The sequence below is a fragment of the Streptomyces sp. DT190 genome (assembly GCF_049846985.1).
GTDB lineage: Bacteria > Actinomycetota > Actinomycetes > Streptomycetales > Streptomycetaceae > Streptomyces.
In genome coordinates this window covers 274,343-298,553 of sequence record NZ_JBNCNM010000009.1, presented here as the reverse complement: position 1 = coordinate 298,553, position 24,211 = coordinate 274,343, and the positions used below count along the sequence as shown (strand labels likewise).

At 74.3% G+C, this 24,211-nt stretch carries 21 protein-coding genes and 1 pseudogene; 14 read left to right on the top strand and 8 right to left on the bottom strand.

From position 1 onward, the window contains the following. The first annotated feature begins 124 nt into the window (after positions 1-124). From ACPXCS_RS18875 to ACPXCS_RS18850, 6 genes are all read left to right on the top strand, one after another. Positions 125-1,333 (top strand): prenyltransferase/squalene oxidase repeat-containing protein, encoded by a 1,209-nt coding sequence (locus tag ACPXCS_RS18875; protein ID WP_425945232.1) that lies wholly within the window; start codon positions 125-127, stop codon positions 1,331-1,333. Further along, positions 1,330-1,965: an SCO2322 family protein gene (locus tag ACPXCS_RS18870; protein WP_425945231.1), complete on the top strand. Its 636-nt coding sequence runs from the start codon at positions 1,330-1,332 to the stop codon at positions 1,963-1,965. The genes ACPXCS_RS18875 and ACPXCS_RS18870 overlap by 4 nt, the downstream gene beginning before the upstream one ends. Beyond that, complete coding sequence (locus ACPXCS_RS18865) at positions 1,958-3,025, top strand: CbiQ family ECF transporter T component (RefSeq protein WP_425945230.1); 1,068 nt, start codon at positions 1,958-1,960, stop codon at positions 3,023-3,025. The genes ACPXCS_RS18870 and ACPXCS_RS18865 overlap by 8 nt, the downstream gene beginning before the upstream one ends. Continuing rightward, positions 3,022-4,677 (top strand): ABC transporter ATP-binding protein, encoded by a 1,656-nt coding sequence (locus ACPXCS_RS18860; RefSeq protein WP_425945229.1) that lies wholly within the window; start codon positions 3,022-3,024, stop codon positions 4,675-4,677. The genes ACPXCS_RS18865 and ACPXCS_RS18860 overlap by 4 nt, the downstream gene beginning before the upstream one ends. Further along, positions 4,674-5,552 carry an ECF transporter S component gene (locus tag ACPXCS_RS18855; RefSeq protein WP_425945228.1) on the top strand — a complete coding sequence of 293 codons (879 nt, stop codon included), beginning with the start codon at positions 4,674-4,676 and terminating at the stop codon, positions 5,550-5,552. Before ACPXCS_RS18860 ends, ACPXCS_RS18855 begins: the two co-directional genes overlap by 4 nt. 129 nt (positions 5,553-5,681) lie before the next feature. Beyond that, entirely contained in the window at positions 5,682-6,098 is a 417-nt protein-coding gene (locus ACPXCS_RS18850) for a transglycosylase SLT domain-containing protein (protein WP_425945227.1), read from the top strand. Between the two features lie 230 nt (positions 6,099-6,328). Here ACPXCS_RS18850 and ACPXCS_RS18845 read toward each other — a convergent pair whose 3' ends face one another. From ACPXCS_RS18845 to ACPXCS_RS18835, 3 genes are all read right to left on the bottom strand, one after another. Then, positions 6,329-7,231: an ArsR family transcriptional regulator gene (locus ACPXCS_RS18845; RefSeq protein WP_425945226.1), complete on the bottom strand. Its 903-nt coding sequence runs from the start codon at positions 7,229-7,231 to the stop codon at positions 6,329-6,331. A 249-nt stretch (positions 7,232-7,480) separates the two neighbouring features. Continuing rightward, positions 7,481-8,926: a glycosyltransferase family 39 protein gene (locus tag ACPXCS_RS18840; RefSeq protein ID WP_425945225.1), complete on the bottom strand. Its 1,446-nt coding sequence runs from the start codon at positions 8,924-8,926 to the stop codon at positions 7,481-7,483. Between the two features lie 203 nt (positions 8,927-9,129). After that, the gene (locus tag ACPXCS_RS18835; RefSeq protein WP_425945224.1) at positions 9,130-10,719 is read right to left on the bottom strand and encodes a glycosyltransferase family 39 protein; all 1,590 of its coding nucleotides are present in this window, start codon (positions 10,717-10,719) and stop codon (positions 9,130-9,132) included. 102 nt (positions 10,720-10,821) lie between these two features. Here ACPXCS_RS18835 and ACPXCS_RS18830 point away from each other — a divergent pair, with 102 nt between their 5' ends. The 3 genes from ACPXCS_RS18830 to ACPXCS_RS18820 all read left to right on the top strand — a co-directional run bounded on the left by ACPXCS_RS18830 (position 10,822) and on the right by ACPXCS_RS18820 (position 13,960). Next, on the top strand, positions 10,822-12,450 hold the full coding sequence (locus ACPXCS_RS18830; protein ID WP_425945223.1) for a hypothetical protein: 1,629 nt from the start codon (positions 10,822-10,824) through the stop codon (positions 12,448-12,450). Positions 12,451-12,660: 210 nt separating this feature from the next. After that, on the top strand, positions 12,661-13,059 hold the full coding sequence (locus ACPXCS_RS18825) for a peptidase inhibitor family I36 protein (protein WP_425945222.1): 399 nt from the start codon (positions 12,661-12,663) through the stop codon (positions 13,057-13,059). Between the two features lie 22 nt (positions 13,060-13,081). Further along, positions 13,082-13,960 carry a hypothetical protein gene (locus tag ACPXCS_RS18820; protein ID WP_425945221.1) on the top strand — a complete coding sequence of 293 codons (879 nt, stop codon included), beginning with the start codon at positions 13,082-13,084 and terminating at the stop codon, positions 13,958-13,960. On the opposite strand, the gene ACPXCS_RS18815 is transcribed toward ACPXCS_RS18820, so the two are convergent. Continuing rightward, entirely contained in the window at positions 13,944-15,986 is a 2,043-nt protein-coding gene (locus ACPXCS_RS18815) for a bifunctional glycosyltransferase 87/phosphatase PAP2 family protein (protein ID WP_425945220.1), read from the bottom strand. The two genes, ACPXCS_RS18820 and ACPXCS_RS18815, sit on opposite strands and share 17 nt — an antisense overlap. Before the next feature lie 395 nt (positions 15,987-16,381). On the opposite strand from ACPXCS_RS18815, the gene proP reads away from it, so the two are divergent. Together proP and ACPXCS_RS18805 are read left to right on the top strand one after the other, a co-directional pair. Further along, positions 16,382-17,767 (top strand): glycine betaine/L-proline transporter ProP, encoded by a 1,386-nt coding sequence (proP, locus tag ACPXCS_RS18810; RefSeq protein ID WP_425945219.1) that lies wholly within the window; start codon positions 16,382-16,384, stop codon positions 17,765-17,767. Positions 17,768-17,862: 95 nt separating this feature from the next. Then, positions 17,863-18,531: an O-methyltransferase gene (locus tag ACPXCS_RS18805; protein ID WP_425945218.1), complete on the top strand. Its 669-nt coding sequence runs from the start codon at positions 17,863-17,865 to the stop codon at positions 18,529-18,531. A gap of 9 nt (positions 18,532-18,540) precedes the next feature. Here the strand turns inward: ACPXCS_RS18805 and ACPXCS_RS18800 are convergent, their stop codons facing one another. Beyond that, positions 18,541-18,933 (bottom strand): hypothetical protein, encoded by a 393-nt coding sequence (locus tag ACPXCS_RS18800; RefSeq protein ID WP_425945217.1) that lies wholly within the window; start codon positions 18,931-18,933, stop codon positions 18,541-18,543. An 88-nt stretch (positions 18,934-19,021) separates the two neighbouring features. Between ACPXCS_RS18800 and ACPXCS_RS18795 the strand changes: the two genes are divergently transcribed. Continuing rightward, on the top strand, positions 19,022-19,429 hold the full coding sequence (locus tag ACPXCS_RS18795) for a DUF1992 domain-containing protein (RefSeq protein WP_425945216.1): 408 nt from the start codon (positions 19,022-19,024) through the stop codon (positions 19,427-19,429). Positions 19,430-19,459: 30 nt separating this feature from the next. Here ACPXCS_RS18795 and ACPXCS_RS18790 read toward each other — a convergent pair whose 3' ends face one another. Together ACPXCS_RS18790 and ACPXCS_RS18785 are read right to left on the bottom strand one after the other, a co-directional pair. After that, complete coding sequence (locus ACPXCS_RS18790) at positions 19,460-20,200, bottom strand: hypothetical protein (RefSeq protein ID WP_425945215.1); 741 nt, start codon at positions 20,198-20,200, stop codon at positions 19,460-19,462. 4 nt (positions 20,201-20,204) lie between these two features. Further along, complete coding sequence (locus ACPXCS_RS18785) at positions 20,205-20,903, bottom strand: hypothetical protein (RefSeq protein WP_425945214.1); 699 nt, start codon at positions 20,901-20,903, stop codon at positions 20,205-20,207. Positions 20,904-21,073: 170 nt separating this feature from the next. On the opposite strand from ACPXCS_RS18785, the gene ACPXCS_RS18780 reads away from it, so the two are divergent. Next, positions 21,074-21,565, top strand: a complete 492-nt coding sequence (locus tag ACPXCS_RS18780; RefSeq protein WP_425945213.1) for a GNAT family N-acetyltransferase — start codon at positions 21,074-21,076, stop codon at positions 21,563-21,565. A gap of 1 nt (position 21,566) precedes the next feature. Here ACPXCS_RS18780 and ACPXCS_RS18775 read toward each other — a convergent pair whose 3' ends face one another. Next, a complete protein-coding gene (locus tag ACPXCS_RS18775) occupies positions 21,567-23,618 on the bottom strand; it encodes a DHA2 family efflux MFS transporter permease subunit (protein WP_425945212.1) in 2,052 nt (683 codons plus the stop codon). Between the two features lie 158 nt (positions 23,619-23,776). Between ACPXCS_RS18775 and ACPXCS_RS18770 the strand changes: the two are divergent. Next, positions 23,777-24,211 (top strand): annotated as a pseudogene (locus tag ACPXCS_RS18770) (peptidoglycan-binding domain-containing protein); the annotation flags it as partial.

Genomic DNA, 24,211 nt, shown 5'->3' with positions numbered 1-24,211 from the left:
GTTCGTGACCGGCTCACGTGCCCGGCAGCCCGCCGGCGCACGGCACCGTCGAGGTACACGGAGCCGAGCCGCCGGGGTGTCCCGTGCCGCCCGGCTCCCCCACGTGGAGAGGCACCCGCCGATCATGAACGTCCGCCGCAGCGCCGCGGTCCTGGCCGCCGTCGCCGTGATCGGCGCCGCCACCCCGGCCGCCGCCGACCCGTCCCCGTCACCCTCCCCGGCGCTCCCGTCCGCCCTGTACGGCGACTCGGACCCTAAGTACGACGGCGTCTGGCGCCAGTCGCTCGCCCTGCTCGCGCAGGACACGGCCGGGGTGAAGCCGGCCGCGAAGTCCGTGGCGTGGCTGGTGCGCCAGCAGTGCGCGGACGGCGGGTTCGCCTCCTACCGCCCCGACCCCACCACCGCCTGCGACGCCAGGACCCCGCTCGACACCAACGCCACGTCGGCCGCGGTCCAGGCCCTGGCCGCGCTCGGCGGGCACGACGACGTCACCGGCAAGGCCGTCGGCTGGCTGAAGTCCGTCCAGAACAAGGACGGCGGCTGGGGCTACTCGCCCGGCGGCGCCAGCGACACCAACTCCACGTCGGTCGTCATCGGCGCGCTCGCCGCCGCGGGCGAGAAGCCGGACCGCGTCGTCAAGGGCGGCAAGTCGCCCTACGACGCGCTGCTGAAGCTCGCGCTGCCCTGCAAGGGCGACGGCGCCGGGGCGTTCGCCTTCCAGCCGGACAAGAAGGGCGGGCTGACCGCCAACGCGGACGCCACGGCGGCCGGTGTGCTCGGCGCCCTGGGCCGGGGCATGGTCGTGCAGGCCGGTAAGGCGTCCGACGCGGCCTGCGCCGAGCCGCGCACGCCGGAGCAGGCCGCGGCGAACGGGGCCGCGTATCTCGCCTCCGCCCTCGGCGAGGACGACGACCACCTGATGTCGGCCCTGGCCGGTGCCGAGCCCCAGCCCGACCACGGCAACACCGCCGACGCGGTCGTCGCGCTCGCCGCGCGGGGCGAGACCGAGCAGGCGGAGAAGTCCGTGCGCTGGCTGGAGAAGCACTCCGCGGCCTGGGCGGCGCGAAGCGGCCCGGCCGCCTACGCCCAGCTGATCCTCGCCGCCCACGCGACCGGCACGGACCCGCGCGACTTCGGCGGCGCGGACCTGGTGAAGCAGCTCAACGCGACGGGCCCGGCCCCCGAGACCGCCGCGCAGTCCGACGGGGACGCGAAGGACGAGAAGAAGGACTCCGACTCCGTGTTCGGCGTCTGGTGGTACGTCGGGGTCTGCCTCGTCGCGGGCATCGGCATCGGATTCCTGTTCACCGGCCGCCGGAAGCAGCAGCCGTGATCCGCCGGGCCGTGCTCCTCCTCCTGGCCGCGCTCCTGCTCGTCGCGGGCGCCGGCCAGGCGGCCCAGGCCGCCGGTTACCGGTACTGGTCGTTCTGGGAGCGCGACGGCGACCGCTGGGTCTACGCCACCCAGGGCCCGTCCACGGCCCGCCCCGCCGACGGTGACGTCCAGGGCTTCCGCTTCGCCGTGAGCGAGGACTCCTCCGACGCCGCCCGGCCGCGCGGCCGGGCCGGATTCACGGAGATCTGCGCGCGGACGCCCGCCCGGGACGGCACCAAGCGCGTCGCCCTGATCCTGGACTTCGGCACACCCGCCGACGCGCCCGAGGGTGAGACGCCGCCCGCCGCGAGGGCGGCCTGCGCCCGGGTCTCCCCCGACGCGACGACCGCCGAGGCCCTGGCCGCGGTGGCCAAGCCGCTGCGCTACGACACCAACGCCCTGCTGTGCGCGATCTCGGGCTACCCCGAGCGGGGCTGCGGCGAGCAGGTGGCGGGGAAGCGGAAACCGGCGCCGGAACGGGCGGACCGGCCGGAGCCGGACCACGGTCCCTCCCTAAGTCTCGTGGCGGGCGTCGGCGTGGTGGCGCTCCTGGCCGGGGCGGCCGTCTGGCAGGTACGCCGACGTGGGTAGGACGCTCCACCCCGGTGCCTGGTGGCTGTGGGCCCTGGGCCTCGGCACCGCGGCCACCCGCACCACCAACCCCCTCCTGCTCGCCCTGCTCGTCGCCGTCTCCGCGTACGTCGTGGCCACGCGCCGCCCCGACACCCCCTGGTCCCGCTCCTACGGCGCCTTCGTCCGACTCGCCCTGGCCGTGCTGCTCATCCGCCTGCTGTTCGCGACGCTCCTCGGCTCCCCCATCCCCGGCACGCACACCCTCCTCGTCCTGCCCGAGGTCGCGCTGCCCGCCTGGGCGCAGGGCATCCGCCTCGGCGGCGAGGTCACCGCGGAGGCCCTCACCTTCGCGCTGTACGACGGCCTGAAGCTGGCCGCCCTGCTCATCTGCGTCGGCGCCGCGAACGCCCTCGCCAACCCCTCACGCCTGCTCAAGTCCCTCCCCGGCGCCCTCTACGAGATGGGTGTCGCGGTGGTCGTGGCCCTCACCTTCGCCCCGCACCTCATCGCCGACGTCCGGCGCCTGCGCGCCGCCCGCCGTCTGCGCGGCCGCCCGGACAAGGGGGTGAGGGGCTTGCTGCAGGTGGGCCTGCCGGTGCTGGAGGGCGCCCTGGAGCGCTCCGTCTCCCTCGCCGCCGCGATGGACGCCCGCGGCTACGGCCGGACCGCCGACGTGCCGGCCGCGGTGCGCCGCACCACCGCCGCCCTCACCCTCGGCGGCCTGCTCGGCGTGTGCGCGGGAACGTACGGGCTCCTGACGGCCGAGGGCGGCGCCTACGGCCTGCCCGTGATGCTGGCCGGGGTCGCCGCCGCCCTCGCGGGTCTCAAGCTCGGCGGCCGCCGCTCCCTGCGCACCCGCTACCGCCCGGACCGCTGGGACGTGCGCGCCTGGCTGGTCGTCGCCTCGGGCGTGGCGGTGGCCGCCCTCCTCACGCTCGCCTCGGTGCGCGACCCCGCCGCGCTGCACCCGGGCGTGGTCCCGCTCGTCGCCCCCACGCTTCCCGTCTGGCCGGCCGCGGCCGTGCTGCTCGGCCTGCTGCCCGCGTTCGCCGCCCCCGATCCCGAGGAGCCGTCGTGATCCGCTTCGAGGAGGTCTCCGTGACGTACGACGGGGCCGCCGAACCGACCGTCCAGGGCATCGACTTCGAGGTCCCCGAGGGTGAACTCGTCCTGCTGGCGGGCCCGTCCGGGGTGGGCAAGTCGACCGTCCTGGGCGCGGTCAGCGGCCTCGTCCCGCACTTCACCGGCGGCACGCTGCGCGGCCGGGTCACGGTCGCCGGCCGCGACACGCGCACCCACAAGCCGCGTGAACTCGCCGACGTGGTGGGCACGGTGGGCCAGGACCCGCTCTCCCACTTCGTGACCGACACCGTCGAGGACGAACTCGCCTACGGCATGGAGTCGCTGGGTCTCGCGCCGGACGTGATGCGCCGCCGCGTGGAGGAGACCCTCGACCTGCTGGGCCTCGCCGACCTGCGCAACCGGCCCATCGCCACGCTCTCCGGCGGCCAGCGGCAGCGGGTCGCGATCGGCTCGGTCCTCACCCCGCACCCGAGCGTCCTGGTCCTGGACGAGCCGACCTCGGCGCTCGACCCGGCGGCGGCCGAGGAGGTCCTGGCGGTCCTGCAGCGTCTGGTGCACGACCTCGGGACGACGGTCCTGATGGCCGAACACCGCCTGGAGCGGGTCATCCAGTACGCGGACCAGGTCGTCCTGCTGCCGGGGCCCGGGGCCGCCCCCGTGCTGGGCCCGCCGGCCGAGGTGATGGCCGTCTCCCCGGTGTACCCGCCGGTGGTGGCCCTGGGCCGCCTGGCCGGCTGGACCCCGCTGCCGATGACGGTCCGCGACGCCAGGCGCAGGGCGGCCCCTCTGAGGCAACAGCTGGAAAGCACACCGAAGAGGCGCGGGGAACTGCGCGACAAGCCACAGCCCACCCGCACCCGCGAACGCTCGGCAGCTCCCACCCCGGTAGGCGCGCTCAAGGCCCTCTCGGTCACCCGCACCCGCGTCCGGGCCCTGCGCGACGTCGACCTCACCATCACCCCCGGCGAGACCATCGCCCTCATGGGCCGCAACGGCGCGGGAAAGTCCACCCTGCTCAACACCCTGGTCGGCCTGGTCACCCCCGGCTCGGGAACCGTCCGGCTCGGCGACGCCGTCCCGCACCGCACGGCCCCGAAGGACCTCGTCCGCAGGGTCGGCCTGGTCCCGCAGGAACCCCGCGACCTGCTCTGCGCCGACACCGTCGCCGCCGAGTGCGCGGCGGCCGACAAGGACGCGGACGCGGCGCCCGGCACCTGCCGGGCCCTGGTCACCGAGCTGCTCCCGGGCGTCGCCGACGACATCCACCCCCGGGACCTCTCGGAGGGCCAGCGGCTCGCGCTGGCGCTGGCCGTCGTGCTGACGGCCCGGCCCCCGCTGCTCCTGCTGGACGAGCCGACCCGGGGCCTGGACTACGCGGCCAAGGCCCGTCTGGTGACGGTGCTGCGCGGCCTGGCCGCCGAGGGCCACGCCATCGTGCTGGCCACGCACGACGTGGAACTGGCGGCGGAGCTCGCCCACCGGGTCGTGCTGCTCGCCGAGGGCGAGGTGATCGCGGACGGCCCGACGGCGGACGTCGTGGTCTCCTCCCCGTCGTTCGCCCCACAGGTCACCAAGATCCTGGCCCCGCAGCAGTGGCTCACGGTCGCCCAGGTCCGCGCGGCCCTGCGGCCCGAGGGTTCCTCGTGAGCGCGCGACGGCAGGCGCGGGCCGTCCGGCTCGGTCCCCGTTCCCTCGCCGCCCTGGTCCTGGTCAGCGCCGTCGGGGTGGCCGGCTTCGGCTGGCCCTTCCTCACGCCGCCGGACTCGCAGCTCGGCGCGCACGCGCAGGACGCGCCCTGGCTCTTCGCGGGCCTGCTGGTGCTGCTGGTCGCGGTGGTGGCCGCGGCGATCTCGGAGTCGGGACTGGGCCCGAAGGCGGTCGCCATGCTCGGCGTGCTGGCCGCGGCGGGGGCGGCCCTGCGGCCGATCGGCGCCGGAACGGCCGGGATCGAGCCGATGTTCTTCCTGATGGTGCTGAGCGGCCGGGTGCTCGGACCGGGCTTCGGTTTCGTCCTCGGCTCGGTGACGATGTTCGCGTCCGCGCTGCTCACGGGCGGGGTCGGGCCCTGGCTGCCGTTCCAGATGCTGGCGATGGGCTGGTTCGCGACGGGGGCGGGCCTGCTGCCCGGTCCGGACCGGCTGCGCGGCCGGGCGGAACGGGTGATGCTCGCGGCGTACGGCTTCCTCGCGGCCTTCGCCTACGGCACGGTGATGAACCTGGCGGGCTGGCCCTTCATGAGCGCTCTGGCCTCGAACGTGGCCTTCGACCCGCACGCGCCGCTCACCGCGAACCTGGCCCGTTTCCTCGCCTACTGCACGGCCACGTCCCTCGGCTGGGACCTGGGCCGGGCGGTCGTCACGGTGGTCCTGACCCTCACCCTCGGCCCGGCGGTCCTGCGGGCGCTGCGCCGGGCCACGCGGCGGGCGGCCTTCGAGACGCCGGTCACGTTCGACGCGCCGCCGGACGGGCCCCGGAGTGAAGCCCCCCACATGACCCGCGTCACGTACGAAGCGGGGCCGTAGGCACAAGCCCCGGTCACGGCGCCCGGCCGCCCTCACCATGCGGCCATTGCTAGTAAAAGGGTTCATTGCGGGCATGCGGCGTGCCCTGTTTCCTGGACGACCGCCCCACCCCCCGTCGAAAGGTCGCCTGTGCCCGCCGCTTCCGTCCTCCACCGCGCCGCCCCTGCGAGGAAGGCGCTCGCCGCCGCCGCCCTGGCCGCCGCCACCTGCGGCACCCTGATCGCCGCCGGGCCCGCCCAGGCCGCGCCGGCCCAGGCGTCCTCGGCGCAGGCGGTCGCGAAGAAGATGATCGGCGACGACGCCGAGTACCAGTGCTTCTCGAAGATCGTCGAGCGGGAGAGTCACTGGGACGTGAACGCGCAGAACGCCTCCAGCGGCGCCTACGGCCTGGTCCAGGCGCTGCCGGGCGCCAAGATGGCCTCGGCCGGTGCCGACTGGAAGACCAACGCGGCCACCCAGATCGAGTGGGGCCTGGACTACATGAAGGACCGCTACGGCAGTGCCTGCGGCGCCTGGGACTTCTGGCAGACCAACCACTGGTACTGAGCCATCACCGGCTCCCCCCCCCAGACCGAAGGCGGCGGCCCCCCGATCCCCGGGGCCGTCGCCTTCGCCCATCAGCGGCTCCCTCAGCGGTTGCAGAGGTCCAGTCGACGAAGGCCGTGAACAGTCGCCTTGCCGGCCACAGCGTTCCCCCATGACGCGCCGGAACCGGTAGAGGTCGAATGCGCCTTGCAGTTCGGCGTGCGCTCCGGCGGGGAACGGCGAGCCGGGCGCTACACCCCGGCGAACTGCGCGGTGAGCGTGCGGCGGTGGCGGCGGGCGACGAGCCGGTCGGCCTCCGGCGTGCGCTGGTAGTAGACCCGGCTGCCCTCCCGCACCCGGTTGAGCAGCCCCACCCGGTGCAGCCGCAGCAGGTGGTACGACACCGTCGACGCGCTCATCCGGTGCCGCTCGGCGAGTTCCGTGGTCGTACGGGAACTGCCCAGGTCGGACAGGAGAAGCAGCCGGGCCTCGCCGATCACCTTGCCCAGTTCGCCCTCCGCCGCGGGCCCCGCCGCCGGGGCGCCGCCGGACGGGCCGCTCGTGCCCACCGGGTAGACCAGGTGGGTCCCCCCGTCACCCCAGGGGTCGTCGCGCAGCAGCCAGGTGGAGGCGAGGGGCGAGGGGTGGAGCACCATCCTGCTCCACTCGAACACCTTCCGGGAGCGCTCGTCGCGGATGTGCAGCACACCGGAGTCGTAGGAGACCGCCGGGTGCAGGGAGTTGAGCGTGGCGCTCAGGCCGCGGCTCGCCATGGAGGCGCCCCGGTGCCGGATGTCCGCCTCCATCCGGCACCGCAGGCCCTCCCACCGCTCGGCCATGAACTCCCGCCAGAACGTCTCCAGTTCCGACGCCAGCCGCTGGACGAACGACTGCTCCCCGGCGTCCAGCGCGGCGGCGATCGTGGTGACGCCCTCGGACGGCTGTGCGGCCTGCGCGGCCCGGGCGAGCGTGAGGACCCGGTCCACCTGGCGGGCCACCTCGCCGTCGGGCGTCGCGGCCAGCCGGTGCAGTTCCCCGTCCAGCGCGCCGTGCGGCTCGCGCTGCGGGAGCAGGAAGCCCGGGGCGTAGCCGCGGATCTCCCTGCGCAGCGCCGCCAGCAGGCGCAGGTCCTTCCGGAAGAGCGTCTCCCGCACCCCGGGACGCTCCCGTGGCTGCTCCGTACCCGCAATCGTTCCGCCGAGGCCCAGAAGGAACACCATCTGCGCCAGCGGAGACAGCGCAAAGGTCGCGTCCGTCAGCGCATCGGCGCCCAAACGCACAGAAATCACTCGATCCCCCTGCTGTCGTTGGGCGGCAGCCGCCGGTCCGGTCACGATCGGCGGCATCCCCCTCAGGATCGAGATATTCACAGATGCACCAGGCGACCCGCCAGATGTTTTCCTTCACATTCGGGACATTTCATCAGCCTCGAAACGTCGTTCCCCTCTCGCACAGTGTCCCGGCCGTGCGTAGACGACAACCTGCGCGCCGCGTACCGCCGTGCGGGCGCAGACCTGGAAGGACGTGCGCAGGACCCGCCGTTTCACCACCTCCTGGGGGACGGTGTCGAGCGGCTGGCCCACCGGGTCGGTCAGGGCGATGACGCGGTCGGCGGCGAGGAGACGGCTGCGGAGGACGCCTTCGGCGACCTCGGTGCCCTGGAGCGTGCCCGACGCGCCGGGTGACTCGGCCAGGGCCAGGTCGTGCAGGCGGGCGTGGACCTCCGGGAACGACAGCAGCCACTCACGGCGCCGCGACGGCAGGAACAGGACCGCGTCCCCGGGGCGCGCCGCCTGCTCGACGGCGCGCGCCACGGCGACCACGTCGTCCTTGCGGCTCTCCGGCGAGCGGACCAGGAGCGACCAGGGGAGCAGCACGGCCAGGGCGGCGCCGGCGAGCAGCCCGGCCGTCAGCACCCGGGCGGCGGGGGCGAGCCGGTGCCGGCGGGCCACCGCGCGGTCCAGCCCGGCCCCGGCCAGCAGGGCCAGACCGGTCATGCCGTACAGCACGTACCGTTCGACGTACCACGGTGTGACGAGCGAGACGGTCAGCAGCACTCCGGCGGGGACGGTCAGCAGGGGCAGGGCGAGGGCCACCAGGCGCCGGTCCCCGTCCCGGTCCGGGTCCCCAAAGCGGCGCAGCAGCAGCCGGGCCATCAGCGCCCCGGCCGCCGCGAGCGCCAGGAACTGCAGCCACATGCCCAGTCCCGGCCGCCCCAGCCAGCCCAGCTGCCGCTGCGACTGCCCCGCGCTGATCAGCGCCAGCGGCAGCACGCCCAGCACCACCCCGGCCGCCGCCGCGCACCAGCGCCGCCGGGCCGTGCGCGGCGCCCGCAGCAGCACCAGGGTGAGACCGTGGGCGAGCAGCGCCAGCCCGGCGAACACGTGCAGCCAGCAGGTCACCGCCAGCAGCAGACCGTACGCGGTCCACCAGCGGGCCCCTCGCGCGTCGAGGGCACGGAGGAAGGCGTAGGTCGCCCAGGTGACCCCGGCGCAGACCAGGGCGTAGGAGCGGCCCTCCTGCGCGAACTCCTGCACCACCGGCAGCGCGGCGAGGACCAGCCCCGCCGCGAGTCCCGCGCACGGCCCGGCCAGCCGGCGGCCGATCGCCGAGACACCGGCGGCGGCCAGGGCCGTCGCGGCCACCGACGGCAGCCGTAACGCGACCAGCCCGCCGTCCCACAGCGCGAACACCCCGTGCATCGCCAGGTAGTACAGGCCGTGCACGGCGTCGATGTGCTCCAGCAGCGTCCCCAGCTCGCCGAGCGGGCGATGCGCCACCTGGTACGTGACCGACTCGTCCCGCCACATGCTGTGCTGCCGCTCGATCCCCCACAGCCCCAGGGCCACGGCCACCAGCGCCGGGACGAGGGCGGTGACGAAGGGGGCGACGGGCCGGGACCGGGCGGGCGGGCCCCCGCCGTGCCGGCCCGCGCCGTCCGCCGGGTCCCGCGGTCTCGCTGTGGCTTCCGTTCGCGAAGTGATGGTCGCCTCCTGGGAGTTCGGGGATCTCCGGGTCGGTTCCGGTGCCGCGCCGCACCGGTGACGGGAGCTCAGCACCGGCTGCCCCGCTCGTGGACGACGATCCGGGCCACGCCCACCGTCCGTCCGCCGCACGGGGTGAAGTGCGCGCGCAGCGTCGCCTTCTTCGTCCGCTCCCGCTCGTCGGCCTCCCGCCGGTCCCGCGCCGGATCGTGCACCACGACGATCCGTGAGACGCGCAGCATCCGTGAACGGATGCCCGGGGCGGGCAGTTCGGTGCCGTACAGCGTGTGCCCGGCGCGCGGCGAGACCGCCAGCGCGAGGTCGACCGCGCCGTACGAGGCGGGCTCCCGGGACAGGGTCCACACCCGCCGGCTGGCCGGCACGAAGAGCACCGCGTCACCCGGCCGGGCCACCTGCGCGACGGCCCGCCCGATGGCAAGGGTGTCGTCGGTGCGGCTGCCCGGGTCGCGCAGGTGCGTCCCCACGGGCCACAGCGCCGCCACCGCCGCGGCCGCCAGCACCGGCGCGAGCAGCCCGCGCGCGCGGGCCTGCCGGGACAGCCGGTCCAGGGCGGCGCCCACCAGCAGGGCTAGGCCCGCCTGGGACCAGAGCACGTAGCGGTCCACGTAGAGGGGGCGGACCGCGGACGCCAGCAGCAGGAGCGCCGGGGGGACCAGGAGCAGGGGCAGGGCCCAGGTGTGCGGCCGCGGGCCGGGTGCCGGGCCCGCGGACCCGCGCCGGACCACGGCCGCCGCCGCCACGCCGACGGCGGCCGGGAGCAGGAAACCGGCGACGTCCCCGGTCAGGGACACGTGGATCCACGCCACCTGCCCGCTCTGCCGCAGACTCAGCAGGACCAGCGGCGTCACGGTGACCGCCGCGCCGCACGCCGCACGGGCCCACGCCCGCCTCACGGCCCGGGGCGCCCGGGACGCCAGCAGCGCGATCCCGTGCGCGGGGAGCGCGAGCAGGGCGAACTCGTGCAACAGCCCCGCCAGTGCGCTCAGCAGGGCGTAACCGGCCCACCAGGTGCGCCGCCGCCCTCCCCGCTCGGTGCAGGCCCGCAGCAGCAGCCAGGTCTGGGCCACCACCAGCGCGGTCACCAGGGCGTAGGAGCGGCCCTCCTGCGCGTAGCGCTGGACGGCGGGCAGCAACGGGAACAGCACACCGGCCGCCAGCCCGGCCCGGGGTCCGGCGAGCCGGCGTCCCAGGGCGGCGACGCCCGCCGCCGCGCCGGCCGTGGCCAGGACCGAGGGCAGCCGCAGCGTGGCCGGACCGCCCTCCCACAGAGTGAACACCCCGTGCATCAGCAGGTAGTACAGCCCGTGCACGGCGTCGGCCCCGGCCAGGGTGGCCCACAGGCCGGGCAGCGGGCGGTGGGCCATCTCGTAGGTCACCGCCTCGTCCTGCCACAGGGCTCCGTCGCGGCGGATGCCCCACAGCCCGGTCGCCAGGGCGAGGAGCGGGGGCAGCAGCAGGCCGAGGCGGTGGGCGGGGCCGGGGGCCGCCGGGGGTGACGGAGCCGTCCCGGGTTTCCGGGGTGCCGGGGGTGCCGGGAGGGTCCGGGAGCGGGCCGCCGCCGGGCGGCTCAGCCGTGTCGTGTCGATGTCCGTACTCGCCTCTCGTGACGGATGGCCCGGGGACGGTGCCGACTCCACCAGCGCGCGCGTTGATGGGCAGCCCCCGCCGGGGCCGCCCATCAATCCGGCGAGCGGTTAGCGTGACGGGCGCGTACGCCGCACTCGGCGAAGGGGAGGCACGTGGGACGCCGCGAGAACGAACTGGACCCGGCCCAGGGGCCGGTGCAGCGCCTCGCGCACGAGTTGCGCCTGCTGCGAGAGGAGGCGGGCGGCCCGTCGTACCGCGAACTCGCCGGAGCGGCGGGCTATTCGGCGCCGACGCTCTCCGAGGCGGCGGCCGGCCGGCGGCTGCCCTCCCTGCCGGTCACCCTGGCGTACGTGCGCGCGTGCGGCGGGGACGAGAGCGCCTGGGAGCGGCGCTGGCACGAGGCCGCGGCCGACACGGCCCGCGCGACGGCGCCGCCCGACGACGCCCGGGCCCCGTACCGCGGCCTGGCCCGCTACGGGGTCGGCGACCGGGAGCTGTTCTTCGGCCGGGGGCCCGAGGTGGAGCGGCTGCTGAGGCTGACGGCCGAGCACCGGTTCGCGGCCCTGGTCGGCGCCTCGGGCAGCGGCAAGTCGTCGCTGCTGCGCGCCGGACTCGTGCCCGCGCTGCGCGACGGCGGCGTGGCGGGGGTGCGGCCCGCCGCGGTGCGCATCTGCACCCCGGGCCCGGATCCGGCGCGGGAGCGGCGGGAGGTGCTGGCACCGGCCGGGGACGCGCCGGGCGACACGGTCGTCCTGGTCGACCAGTTCGAGGAGGTGTTCACGCTGTGCCGGGACCCGGGCCGGCGGCGGGAGTTCCTCGCCATGCTCCTGGCGGCGCGGGAACCGGACAGCCGGTTACGGGTGCTGATCGCCCTGCGGGCCGACTTCTTCGGGCACTGCGCGGATCACCGGGAGCTCGCGGCGGCCCTCGACGACGCGCACGTCCTGGTCCCGGGCATGTCCGTCGAGCGGCTGCGCGAGGCGATCGTGCGGCCGGCTGCGGCCACCGGTCTGGTGGTGGAGCGCGCGGTGACGGACCGCATCCTCGCCGAGGTGGCCGACGAGCCCGGCGGTCTGCCGCTGATGTCCCACACGCTGCTGGAGCTCTGGCGGCGCAGCACCGGCAAGCGGCTCACCCTGACCGCGTACGAGTCCGTCGGAGGCGTCCGGGGAGCGGTCGCCCACACCGCGGAGGAGGTGTTCGGCCGGTTCGGGGCGGCCGAGGCGGACGCGGCCCGGGCGCTGCTGCTGCGGCTGATCTCGCCCGGTGAGGGCGGTCCCGACACCCGGCGTCCGGTGCCGCTGTCCGAGCTGCGGGCCACCGGAGCCGCGGGCCAGGTGCTGGAACGGCTGGTCACGGCCCGGCTGCTGACCCTGGACGGGGACCGGGCGGAGCTGGCGCACGAGGCCCTGATCACCGCCTGGCCGCGGCTGCGCGGGTGGGTGGAGGAGGAACGCGACCGGCTCCGGCTGCACCGGCGGCTGACGGAGGCGGTCCGGGTGTGGGAGAGCCTGGACCGGGATCCGGGGGCGCTGTACCGGGGAGTGCTGCTGCGCGCCGCGCGGGAGGAGTTCTGCACCGCCGAGGGGCTGCCGGCGGCCGGGCTGACCGCGTCGGAGAGCGCGTTCGTCGCCGCGAGCCTGGCGGAGGAGGAGCGGGTGGCGCGGGAGGCGGCGCGCTCGGAGCGGCGGGTGCGGCTGCTGACGCTGCTGCTGGTGGTGGTGGTCGCCAGCGCGCTGACCGCGTGGGTGGTGTGGTTCGTGAACCGGGAGCACCCATGAGGGTTTTCAGGCCAACCGGAAAACGGAGCGGTGAAATCCCCCTTTCGATGTCACTCCAAACCCTCACGTGAAGCACTCCGCGTCGCGGGGCGTCCGGAGAAATGCCGGATTTCCCGTTCCGGCCAGGCTGCGGAACCGCATTGACGGGGTCATGCCTGCCGCGTTGGAATTGCGGCGATCGCAGGCACCCCATCCACAGGGAGAAAAGAAATGCGTCGCAGCATCGCCGCCGCCGTCGGTTCCGTCGCGCTCCTCGGCGCGACCGCTTTCGGATTCGCCCAGACGGCCACGGCCGCCGAAACGCCGGGCACGTCCGGCACCGGCGTCCAGGCCACGTACTTCTGGCTGTTCCAGCACGACAGCTACGGCGGCAGCAGCAAGAACTTCTCGGGTGACGACCGCGCCCTGAGCGACACCTACTGGAACGGCACGACCAACCCGGTCAACGACGGCGCCAGCTCGATGAAGAACCAGACCAGCCGTGACGTGGCGCTGTACCAGAACGCCGGCTGCACGGGTGACAACTATCTCGCCCGGGCCAACTCCGTCGACAGCGACTTCAGCAACAACTCGTTCGACAACAAGGCCAGCTGCGTGGACTTCCGCTAGACACGTCGAGGGCGGTGCAGAGATGTTTCCCACCACGGCACACCCCCGCGCCGCCCTCGTCACGGCGCTCGCCGTCCTGGCGACAGGCTGCGCGGCGAGCGCCGCTCCCCAAACCGACGGCGCCGCGCGGCCGGTCGCGCCCACCGCCGAGGTACGGAGCCTGATCCTGCCGTTCGACGCCTACGAGCTCTCCCACCGGGAGTCGTTCGAGGTCGCCGAGGCACGCGATCTGCTGATGCGGGCGTGCATGCGAAAGCGCGGCCACGACTGGCAGGTCCTCGACTATCCCGCACACGTCGACGACCTGAAGAACCGGCGCCGGTACGGGGTCATCGAAAAGGCGGTGGCCCGTGAATTCGGCTACCACGCGAACGCGCGCGTCATGTCGGCGGGCACCGCGATAACCGAGCTGCGCAAAAAGCGCGACGAAAGCCTCGGCCCGGCCGGAATACGCGCGGCCTACGACGAGAAGAACGGCTGCGGATACCAGGCGAACGACCGTCTCGAACGGGACGGCGCCCTGGCCGACTACGACCGTTTCAACCGCCTGAGTTCGGACCTGCTGAAAAAGACGAAGAAACAGCCGGAGGCGGTCGCGGCGCTGAATCGCTGGGAGACGTGCATGCGCCGGCGGGGTTTCGGCTACCGCACACCCGACGAGGCCGTCTCCGATACGCGCTGGTGGTCCCGGGAATCCGCTCGGGCGTCGGACGAGGAGATCGCCACCGCCTCCGCGGACGTCCGGTGCAAACAGCGGGCACGGCTGGTCGGGGTCCTGTTCCGCGTCGAGTCCGCGTTGCAGCGGCAGGCCGTCGCCGACGACCGGGCCTACTTCTCCCGGCTCGCCGAGGCGAAGGCCCGGCACCTGGAACACGCGCGCGAGGTCATCGACCGGCGCTGACCGAACGGCCGGCCTCCTCGGGGACCGCCGTCCCGCCGCGGCCCGCCACGGCGGGCCGCGGCCCCATCAGCAGGTACCCGAGTCCGAAGCCCGCCCCCACCACCATCGCCCCGCCCACCGCGTCCAGCACCCAGTGGTTGCCCGTCACGACGATCGCGACGGCGGTGAGCAGCGGATGGACCGCGCCGAGGGCCTTCACCCACCGTCTGCGGGCCAGCACCACGATCACCACACCGCACCACAGCGACCAGCCGAAGTGCAGGGACGGCATGGCCGCGTACGGGTTGGTGAGGGCGGTGAGCGTGCCGTAGTCGGGCTGGGAGAAGTCCTGGACGCCGTGCACGGTGTCGATGAAGCCGAGGTCCGGCATCAGGCGCGGCGGGGCCAGCGGGTAGAGCCAGAAGCCGGCCAGGGCGAGCAGCGTGGTGAGGCCGAGGGCGCAGCGGGCCCAGCGGTAGTCGGCGGGGCGGCGCCAGTAGAGGACGCCGAGGACGGTCAGCGGGACGAGGAAGTGGAAGGACGTGTAGTAGAAGTCGAAGAAGTCCCGCAGCCGGTCGATCCCGACGATCGCGTGGTTGGCCCAGTGCTCGATGTCGAGGCCCAGGGCCCGCTCCAGGCCGAGGACCTGCCGGCCGTGCTCCTCGGCCTCCGCCCGGCCGGCGCCGCCGCCCTCGGTGGCGGCGAGCCGGACCCGGGAGTAGGCGGCGTAGGTGACGCGGAGGAGGAGCAGTTCGAGCAGGAGGTTCGGCCGGGTGAGGACCCGGCGCAGGAACGGCACCAGCGGCACGTGCCGGAAGCGGGACGGCGCCACGGGCGCGTACCGCGTCGGCAGGGGCGAGCGGTAGTACGGCGAGGTGCGGGACAGGAACGGCACGGCGGTGGCGGCGGCCAGGGCGGCCACCAGCACCGTGTTGTCCCGCAGCGGGTGGAGCACCGCCAGGTTCGGCAGGATCATCGTGGCCGGCAGGGTCATGACCAGGACGACGGTCACCGGCCACACGTACCGGTCGGAGGCGCGCCGGCCGGCCCTGCCGACGACCGCGAGCAGCACCCACAGCAACTGGTGCTGCCAGGCCGTGGGCGAGACGACCAGCGCGGCGCAGCCGGTGATCGCGACGGCGAGCAGCAGCTGGCCGTCGTCGAAGCAGCGCACGGCGCGGCGCAGGGCCAGGACGGCGACGGCCGCGCCGAGCGTGAGGAAGAGGGCGACCTCCGGTGGACCGTGCAGGCCGAGCCGGAGCAGGGCGCCGTGCAGGGACTGGTTGGCGAGGTCGTCGGCCGGGCCGCCGAGGCCGACGCCCGCCATGTGGTGGACCCAGTAGCGGTGGGAGTCGCGGGGCATCGCCGCCCAGGCGAGGCCGGTGCCGGCGGCGAAGGTGGCGCCCGCGGCGAGGGCGGCGTGCCGGCGGCCGGTGCACCACAGCAGGGGCGTGAAGAGCAGCAGCGTGGGCTGCAGTGCCGCCGCGACGCCGATGAGCACGCCGCTCGGCCGCTGCCCGCGCGCGGCGAAGCAGCCCAGCAGGACGAGCAGCACCGGGATGATGCTGGTCTGGCCGAGCCACAGGGTGCTGCGGACCGGCAGGGACAGCATGAGCAGGCTGATGGCGACGGGGGCGGCCAGCAGTGCCGTGCGGCGGCCGACGGGCGGGGGCAGGGCACGGGCGGCGATCAGGCCGAGGGCCACGACCAGCAGCAGCGTGCCGAAGGTCCAGCCCCAGCCGAGGGCCTGTTCGGCCGAACGGGTCAGGGGCTTGAGGACGAGGCCGCCGAAGGGCGTGCCGGTGAAGCGGGTCGAGTCGTAGAGCGAGCCGGTCACGTGCAGGACGCCGTCCGGTCCGAGCCAGGTCTCCAGGTCGGTGAGCCGCTCGCCGCGCGGGGTGGCCAGGACGACGGCGACCTGCCGGGCCGCGAGGACGGCGGCGATCAGCCACAGGGCCAGCCGGGCGGCTCTCAGACGCGGGTGGACCCCTCCGACGGCTGTCGCTCCGAGTGTTTCCGCCGGTCGTCCGTCGTGATCCGCAGTCATCGCGTCTCGTCGGCCTCCCGCCCCGGTTCATCCCGCATGTCCGAGATGCGGGATTTCTTCCGCGAACCCTAAGGGGCGCACGGCGCCCCCGGGGGGAAGACGCGAGCCACCCCGGGTTCACCTGACGTATGTCCTGCTTTTTCCGGGATGACGATAGTCCGCGCCGCTCGGCGCCGCCCCTCCGGAACGCGAGAAGGATCACATCGAGATCCCATGGGAACCGGGCGCCACCGGGCAGGCGCACCAGCGCAACGACCATTTACATGCACTCTGCAACGATTGGCGTACCGCCCGTAACGGGTTCAAATCAGCCTATCGTCGCTTTTCGGCCCGTACGACAGCGCCGCCGCGCGGGACCGCGTCCCTGTCCCCGTCGAAAGGTAGGCGAGCCAGTTTTGTCGACCGCCTCAGCCGTCACCCCCGCGTCCGCCCTGAACAGCCGCACCGCGCAGGCCCCCGACCCCACCGTCACCGACCCCGCGCTGGTCAGGCGTGCGGTGAAGGCGGCCGCGCTGGGCAACGCGATGGAGTGGTTCGACTTCGGTGTCTACAGCTACATCGCGGTCACGCTGGGCAAGGTGTTCTTCCCGTCGGGCGACCCCACCGCCCAGTTGCTCTCCACGTTCGGCGCCTTCGCCGCGGCCTTCCTGGTCCGCCCCCTCGGCGGCATGGTCTTCGGCCCGCTCGGCGACCGCGTCGGCCGCCAGAAGGTCCTCGCCCTCACCATGATCATGATGGCCGCGGGCACCTTCGCGATCGGTCTGATCCCGTCGTACGCGACGATCGGTGTCGGCGCGCCGATCCTGCTCCTGGCGGCCCGTCTCGTGCAGGGCTTCTCCACCGGCGGCGAGTACGCCGGCGCCTCGACCTTCATCGCCGAGTACGCCCCCGACAAGCGGCGCGGCTTCCTCGGCAGCTGGCTGGAGTTCGGCACGCTGGCCGGCTACATCGGCGGCGCGGGCCTGGTCACCCTCATGACCGCCCTGCTCTCCGCCGACGACCTGACCTCCTGGGGCTGGCGCGTGCCGTTCCTGATCGCGGGCCCGATGGGCCTCATCGGCCTCTACCTGCGGATGCGCCTGGAGGAGACCCCGGCGTTCGCCGCCGAGGTCGCCAAGGCCGAGAAGGACCGACCCAAGGTGCCGCTGCGCGAGATGGTCACCGGCCAGTGGCGCGCGCTGCTGCTCTGCGTCGGCCTGGTGCTGGTCTTCAACGTCACCGACTACATGCTGCTGTCGTACATGCCGAGCTACCTGACCAGCGAGCTCCACTACGACGAGACGCACGGTCTGCTCGTCGTCCTCGGCGTGATGGCGCTGATGATGGTCGTCCAGCCGTTCGCCGGCGCGCTCACCGACCGCGTCGGGCGCCGTCCGGTGATCGCCGCCGGCTGCGCGGGCTTCCTGCTGCTGTCCGTCCCGGCCCTGCTGCTGATCCGCCAGGGCAGCCTGCTCGCGGTGGCGCTCGGCATGGGCGCCCTGGGCCTGCTGCTGGTGTGCTTCACGGCCGCGATGCCCTCGGCACTGCCGGCCCTGTTCCCGACGCGGGTCCGCTACGGCTCGCTGTCCATCGGCTTCAACGTCTCCGTGTCGCTGTTCGGCGGCACGACCCCGCTGGTGGTCACGGCCCTGATCGGCGCGACCGGGAACATGATGGTGCCCGCGTACTACATGATGGCCGCGGCCGTGATCGGCGGTTTCGCGGTGTGGCGCATGGCGGAGTCGGCGGGCCGTCCGCTGCCCGGCTCGGCACCCTCGGTGGCGGGCCGACACGCCGGGTGAAAAGCCGCTGACAGCGAACGCCGCACCAACTATCTTCGTCAACGCCAGTAGTTAGGGAAGCTAACTATGCGCTGACGGACGAAAGGTAGGGGTGCATGAGCGAGTCGCACGTCTGGGACGAGGTCGACGCCTACTTCACCGACCGGCTCGCCCCCGACGACGAAGCCCTGGCGGCCGCCCTGCGCGACAGCGACGCCGCCGGGCTTCCGCACATCAACGTGGCCGGCAACCAGGGCAAGCTCCTGCAGCTCCTGGCCCAGATCCAGGGCGCCCGCCACATCCTGGAGATCGGCACGCTCGGCGGGTACAGCACCATCTGGCTGGCCCGTGCCCTGCCCGCCGACGGGCGGCTGGTCTCCCTGGAGTACGACCCCCGGCACGCCGAGGTCGCCGTCCGCAACATCGCCCGCGCCGGACTCGACCAGCTCGTCGAGGTGCGGGTCGGCCCGGCCCTGGAGTCGCTGCCCAAACTGGCCGACGAGAACCCGCCGCCGTTCGACCTGGTCTTCATCGACGCCGACAAGGTCAACAACCCGCACTACGTGGAGTGGGCCCTCAAACTGACCAGCACGGGCAGCCTGATCGTCCTCGACAACGTCGTACGGGGCGGCCGGGTCGTCGACGCCGGCAGCACCGCGCCGGACGTCGAGGGGACCCGCGCCGCGATCGACCTGATCGCCGGGCACCCGAGGCTGAGCGGCACGGCGATCCAGACGGTCGGCATGAAGGGCTACGACGGTTTCGCGCTGGCGCGGGTGCTGTGAGGCCCGCCCTCACACCTCGTGGTAGAAGCCCACGTTGACGCTGCGCGGGGCGGTGCGGTCCTGCACGACCAGCTCGCCGCTGCCGCCCCGGGGCAGCGGGACGGTGCCGCCGTAGGCGAGGGGCTGGGTGTACTCGCCGATCGTCAGGCGGACTTCGGAGGACGGGTCGGGCTGCGAGCCGCGCAGCCAGGTGACCTGCCAGGTGCCGTCCGGCCCGCACAGGAACTCCAGATGCACGCGGGAGACGAACAGCCAGTCGTCCGGCGTGCTGAGCCGGCACACCGACTTGTCGCGGCCCACCCGCAGCACGGCGCCCGGCTCGCTGGGCGCGTCGGCCATGAGCATGCCGGCCGTGGCACCCTCCTCCGCCGCGGAGACGGCGGCCATGGTGAGTTCGAGCACGTGCGCTCCTCCTGAGACGTCCCTGTGGGTCTGCAAGCCCGCCGAATGATAGAACGCCCACTTGGGCCGTGTCCGGCACAATGGCCTCATGACCGAGCGAAAGCCACCCGGCGTGGGCTTCGAGTCCTGGGTCGACAAGCAGATCCGCGACGCGGAGGCGCGCGGGGAGTTCGACCGGCTGCCCGGGGCGGGCCGGCCCCTCCCGAGCGACGTGGAGAGCACCTACGACGAACTGTGGTGGGTGAAGCGGAAGATGGCGCGCGAGGGCCTGTCCGTGCTCCCGCCGGCCCTGGCGCTGCGCAAGGAGGCGGAGGACGCGCTGCAGGCCGCGTACGCGGCGCCCTCCGAGCGGATCGTCCGGAAGATCATCGACGAGATCAACGCGAAGATCCGCGAGATGATGTTCAAGCCGCCGCCTGGCCCCCCGCTGGGAAAGAAGCCGTACGACGTCGAGGACGTCGTACGGCAGTGGCGGGAGCGCCGGGCGGATCGTTAGCCGGGCCGTTCACCCGGGTCATTCGTGCGGTCACACGTGCAGCAGCCGTTCCGCCAGCTCCCGGTAGTCCTTCAGGGCCAGCCGGAGCTGCTCGGTGTCGGCGGACGACACGGACCTGCTCTCGCCGCCCTCCACCGACTGCCAGGAGCGGCGCAGGGTGCGGCGCCGCTCGGCCACGGCCTCGGTGAACCGGGCCGCGATCTCCTCCAGGACGTGGTCCGCCTCCTCGACGGCGGCCCGGGGCCCGTCGACGAACCCGGCCACGGCGTGGTGCAGTTGCGCGCCGAGCTTGTCGGAGTCGTCGTGCGGGAAGAGCCGGTCGCGGGCGTCGGGGCCCGAGCCGTGCGCGGAGGCACCGTCACGGCCCGTGCCGGTGCCGTGCCCCTCGGCGCGGGACGCCGCGGTGCCGAACTCGTCGCCGTGGGGCGTGCCGGTGCCGGGTGTACCCGTGCCGTGGTCGTCGCGTGACGTGCCGGTGCCGGGCCTGCCCGTGCCGAACTCGTCGCCGCGGGAAGCTCCGGTGCCGGGTGTACCCATGCCGAACTCGTCGCCGCGTGACGTACCGGTACCGGGCGTGCCCGCGCCGAACTCGTCGCCGCGGGGCGCCGAGGGGCCGGGCGTGCCCGTGCCGGGTGCTGTCGCGCGGTCCGCGTCGGTCCCCTGGTGCGTCGTGCCCGGGGCCGTGCCGTGGCCGGTGCGCAGGGCGCTCTCGCCGCGGGCGTCGGGCGGGGCCGGCGTGTGGTCGCCGGGCGGTCGGTTCGTGTCGGTCATCGCCTCAGCTCTCCTTGGCCTGACGTCGGTGCATCGCCCACGGCATGTGGCCGCCGCGGGCCGGTGCCTTGCGGCCGCCGTTCAGCCCGGCACGGTGGTGTCCCTCGTGCCGGTCCTCCTCGTGCCGGCCACCGTCGTGGTGGCCGGGCCGCACCAGTTCCTCGAACAGCGCGCGGGCCGCCACCATGGCCTCACGCATGTCTTCCGTACCCTGGCCGCCGTCGCGCGCGTCCTCCGCGCGCAGGTGCGCCGCGCGGTGCACGCGCCGGTAGCCGTCCACGTGGTGGGCGTGGTGCACGGACAGCGCGGCGAGCTGCTCCTCGTACTGCCCGCCGTCCGGGAAGCCCTTGACGCCGGCCAGCTCGGCGATCAGCCGGTCCGCCTCGGCGACGGCCTCCCGCGGCGAGTCGACGAACCGCTCCTGGGCGGCCGTCCAGCGAGCCTCGTACTGTTCCCGCTGCGCCGGCTCCAGCGGACGTTCGCGCAGCTCACCGTGGCGCTGGACGCGCTCGGTCAGTTCCCGTTCGGCGGCCTCGGTGTCACCGTCGTGCCGGGCGAGGACCCGCTCGTACTCGGGTCCGAAGCGCCGCTTCAGGCTCGGGCCTCGCCCGGGCCCGCGTCGGGCGCGCATTGTCATGACGGCCGCGATGATGACGACGACCGCCGCGATCACGATCAGAGCAATGATCAGGCCAGTGGACATGAATGCCTTCCGGGTTTATCGGCCCAACCGGCTCTCCTGACGAGCCGGTTCGCTGTTCGGGTTGCCCCAAAGCCCGCCGCCAAACGGTGCCCGGGCGGCCCGGGGCGGCCCGCGCGCCCCGGGGTTAACCGGTTGCGTGACGCCCGTGACACCTGTCGAGAATGCGGGCCATGACCTGGACCGTGGACCCGGAACCGTACGACTCCCCCGTCGCCGCCGCCCTCTGGCGGGCGTACTACACCGAGGTCAGCGACCGCTGGTACCTCCTGCACGAGGGACGCCGCACCGACCCGGACGAGCTGGAACGGGAGATCGCCGAGCAGCCGGGCGCGGACCTCGCGCCGCCGCGCGGGCGGCTGCTGGTCGCCCGGTACGGCGGTGAGCCGGCCGGCAGCGCGGGCGTGCGGCTGCTGGACGCCACGACGGCCGAGCTCACCCGGGTGTTCCTGCACGGGCCGATGCGCGGCAGGGGCGGCGCGCCCCTGCTGGTGCGGGCCGCCGAGGACGCCGCCCGCGCGCTCGGCGCCGCGCGGATGGTCCTCGACACCCGGGGCGACCTCGTGGAGGCGCGCGCCCTGTACGCCCGGCTCGGCTACCGCGAGACCGCGCCCCACAACGACGACCCGTACGCCGAGCACTGGTTCGCCAAGCGGCTGGTCTGAGTTACCCCGCCCGTTCCACCGCGCGCGGGGAGTCCGGCCGCTCGCGCCGGGCCCCGCACAGTTCGCCGTTCAGCTCCCGCACGAGCTGTTCCAGGTCGGTCGGCCGGTCCGGCCCCCACCAGTCGCCGAGCAGCTCGGACAGGGAGTCCTCGCGCGCCTGGGCCAGCCGCTCGGCGACCTCGCGCCCCTGGTCGGTCAGCATCAGGTCGAGCCCCTGCCGCAGGGCGAGCCGCCGTTCCTCGACCTGCCGGGCCGCCTCCATGATCACGGACAGCTGCACGGGCCCGCGCTCGGCCAGCACGCCCGGCTCGACCGAGCCGTACCGGCGGATCCGCAGCAGCAGCCAGCTCGCCGCCGGCAGCAGGTCGTAGCCCGCCCGGGCGGTGATCCGGCGGTAGATCTCGCGCCGGCCCTCGCGGGTGCCGAGCACCGACAGGGCCCGGCACACCTCGTCGTGGGAGGACCGTTCCACGGGGTTGCTGGCGAGGGTCTGGGTGCCGTCGGGCACGGTGACCGAGCCGCGCAGCCGGTCCTCCCTCAGGAACCAGGCCAGCACGAAGCCGGCGAGCGCGACGGGGGCGGCGTACAGGAAGACGTCCGTGATGGCCGTGGCGTAGGCCTCCAGGGCCGGCGGGCGCAGGTCGGGCGGCAGGGCGGCGATGCCGCGCGGGTCGGCCTCCAGCGCGTCCACCGAGGCGCCGGGCGGCAGCGGCGCTCCCCGGAAGGCGTCCGTGAGCTGGTCGCCGAGCCGGCCCGTGAAGACCGTGCCGAAGACCGCGACGCCGAACGAGGCGCCGATGGAGCGGAAGAAGGTCGCGCCGGAGGTGGCCACGCCCAGGTCGGCGTACGGGACGGCGTTCTGCACGATGAGCACGAGGACCTGCATCACCAGGCCGAGACCGAGTCCGAAGACGAAGAAGAAGCCGCTCAGTTCGGCGGTGGAGCTGCCCGCGTCGAGCTGGTGCAGCAGGAGCAGCCCGAGCGTGGTGATCCCGGTGCCGGCGATCGGGAACACCTTCCAGCGGCCGGTGCGGCTGACGATCTGCCCGGAGGCGGTCGAGGCCAGCAGCAGCCCCAGCACCATCGGCAGCATGTGCACCCCGGACATGGTGGGGCTGACGCCCTGGACGACCTGGAGGAACGTCGGCAGGTAGGTCATCGCGCCGAACATCGCGAAGCCGACGACGAAGCTGATCACGGCGGAGAGCGTGAAGGTCCGCACGCGGAACAGCCGCAGCGGCAGCACGGGTTCGGCGGCCTGCCGCTCGACGGCCACGAAGGCGACGGCGAGGACGACGCCCAGCACCGCGAGGCCGACGATCTGCGCGGACCCCCAGTCCCAGGTCGTGCCGCCCAGGGAGGCGACCAGCACCAGGCAGGTGGCGACGGCGGCGATCAGGAAGGTGCCGAGGTAGTCGATGACATGCCGCTGGTCCTTGCGCGGGATGCGGAGGACGGCGGCGATCACGGCGAGCGCGACGATGCCGACGGGCAGGTTGACGTAGAACACCCAGCGCCAGCTCAGATGCTGGGTGAACAGCCCGCCGAGCAGCGGCCCGAGCACGCTGGTCGCGCCGAAGACGGCACCGAACAGGCCCTGGTAGCGGCCGCGTTCGCGCGGGGGCACGAGGTCGCCGACGATCGCCATCGACAGCACGATCAGCCCGCCGCCGCCGAGTCCCTGCACGGCCCGGAAGGCGATCAGCTGCGCCATGTCCTGCGCCGCGCCGCACAGCGCGGACCCGACCAGGAAGATCACGACGGCGGTCTGGAACAGCCGTTTGCGCCCGTACTGGTCGCCGAGTTTGCCCCACAGCGGGGTCGCGGCGGTCGCGGCCAGCAGATACGCCGTGACCACCCAGGACAGGTGATCCAGACCGCCGAGATCGCTGACGATGGTCGGCAGCGCGGTCGAGACGATGGTCTGGTCGAGGGCGGCGAGCAGCATCCCGAGCAGCAGGGCGCCGATGGAGACCAGCACGTTCCCGGGCACCTGCTCCCGGGCCGCGGCGCCCGCGGACGACGGCTTCGTGGCGTGGGTGTCCCCGGCCATGAGACCTCCCGAGATCCTGTGACTTTTTCCATCGTGACCGCTGTGCGGCGGTATGGCCCGCCGGGCCCGTTCGGAAGCGCTCGTTCCGGGGGCTCGCTCCCGGCACTGTGGAGAAGATCTGGATAATCTCTGGAGTTCGCGAGGGGAGGGAGGAACGCGTGGAGCAGCCCCATGGCCACCCGTGCCCGGAGTGCGGCGCGCCCAGACAGCGGGACAACACCCCTTCCTGCGCCTGCACGGACCGCGCCGCCGAGGCCCTCCGCGAGGCGCGCACGGCCCAGGCAGCGGCGGCGGAGGACTTCGACCCGCTGCGGATCCGGCCGTACGTGGAGATCGACCCCGGCACGGCCCCCGGACACACCGGGACACCGACGGATCCCACCGCGACGCCCGAGGGCACCAGGGGCACCACGGGCGCCGAGGGCGCGAGGGGTGTCGAGGGCCCGGGGAGCGCCGAGGCGAGCGCGGCAGCCGGGGCGAGCGCCCGGCCCGCGGAGGGCGCCCGCCCCGCGGACGGCGCCCGGCCCGCGGAGGGCGGACACACCGGTCGGCCCGGCGCGACGATCGCCGGAGCGGCCTCCGCCGCGCCGCGG

Bases quoted from the DNA above. Each gene is read 5' to 3' on its own strand.
- ACPXCS_RS18875 (WP_425945232.1), top strand. From the start codon at position 125: ATGAACGTCCGCCGCAGCGCCGCGGTCCTGGCCGCCGTCGCCGTGATC.
- ACPXCS_RS18825 (WP_425945222.1), top strand. From the start codon at position 12,661: ATGCGTCGCAGCATCGCCGCCGCCGTCGGTTCCGTCGCGCTCCTCGGC.
- ACPXCS_RS18820 (WP_425945221.1), top strand. From the start codon at position 13,082: ATGTTTCCCACCACGGCACACCCCCGCGCCGCCCTCGTCACGGCGCTC.
- ACPXCS_RS18815 (WP_425945220.1), bottom strand. From the start codon at position 15,986: ATGACTGCGGATCACGACGGACGACCGGCGGAAACACTCGGAGCGACA.
- ACPXCS_RS18805 (WP_425945218.1), top strand. From the start codon at position 17,863: ATGAGCGAGTCGCACGTCTGGGACGAGGTCGACGCCTACTTCACCGAC.
- ACPXCS_RS18795 (WP_425945216.1), top strand. From the start codon at position 19,022: ATGACCGAGCGAAAGCCACCCGGCGTGGGCTTCGAGTCCTGGGTCGAC.
- ACPXCS_RS18790 (WP_425945215.1), bottom strand. From the start codon at position 20,200: ATGACCGACACGAACCGACCGCCCGGCGACCACACGCCGGCCCCGCCC.
- ACPXCS_RS18785 (WP_425945214.1), bottom strand. From the start codon at position 20,903: ATGTCCACTGGCCTGATCATTGCTCTGATCGTGATCGCGGCGGTCGTC.
- ACPXCS_RS18780 (WP_425945213.1), top strand. From the start codon at position 21,074: ATGACCTGGACCGTGGACCCGGAACCGTACGACTCCCCCGTCGCCGCC.
- ACPXCS_RS18775 (WP_425945212.1), bottom strand. From the start codon at position 23,618: ATGGCCGGGGACACCCACGCCACGAAGCCGTCGTCCGCGGGCGCCGCG.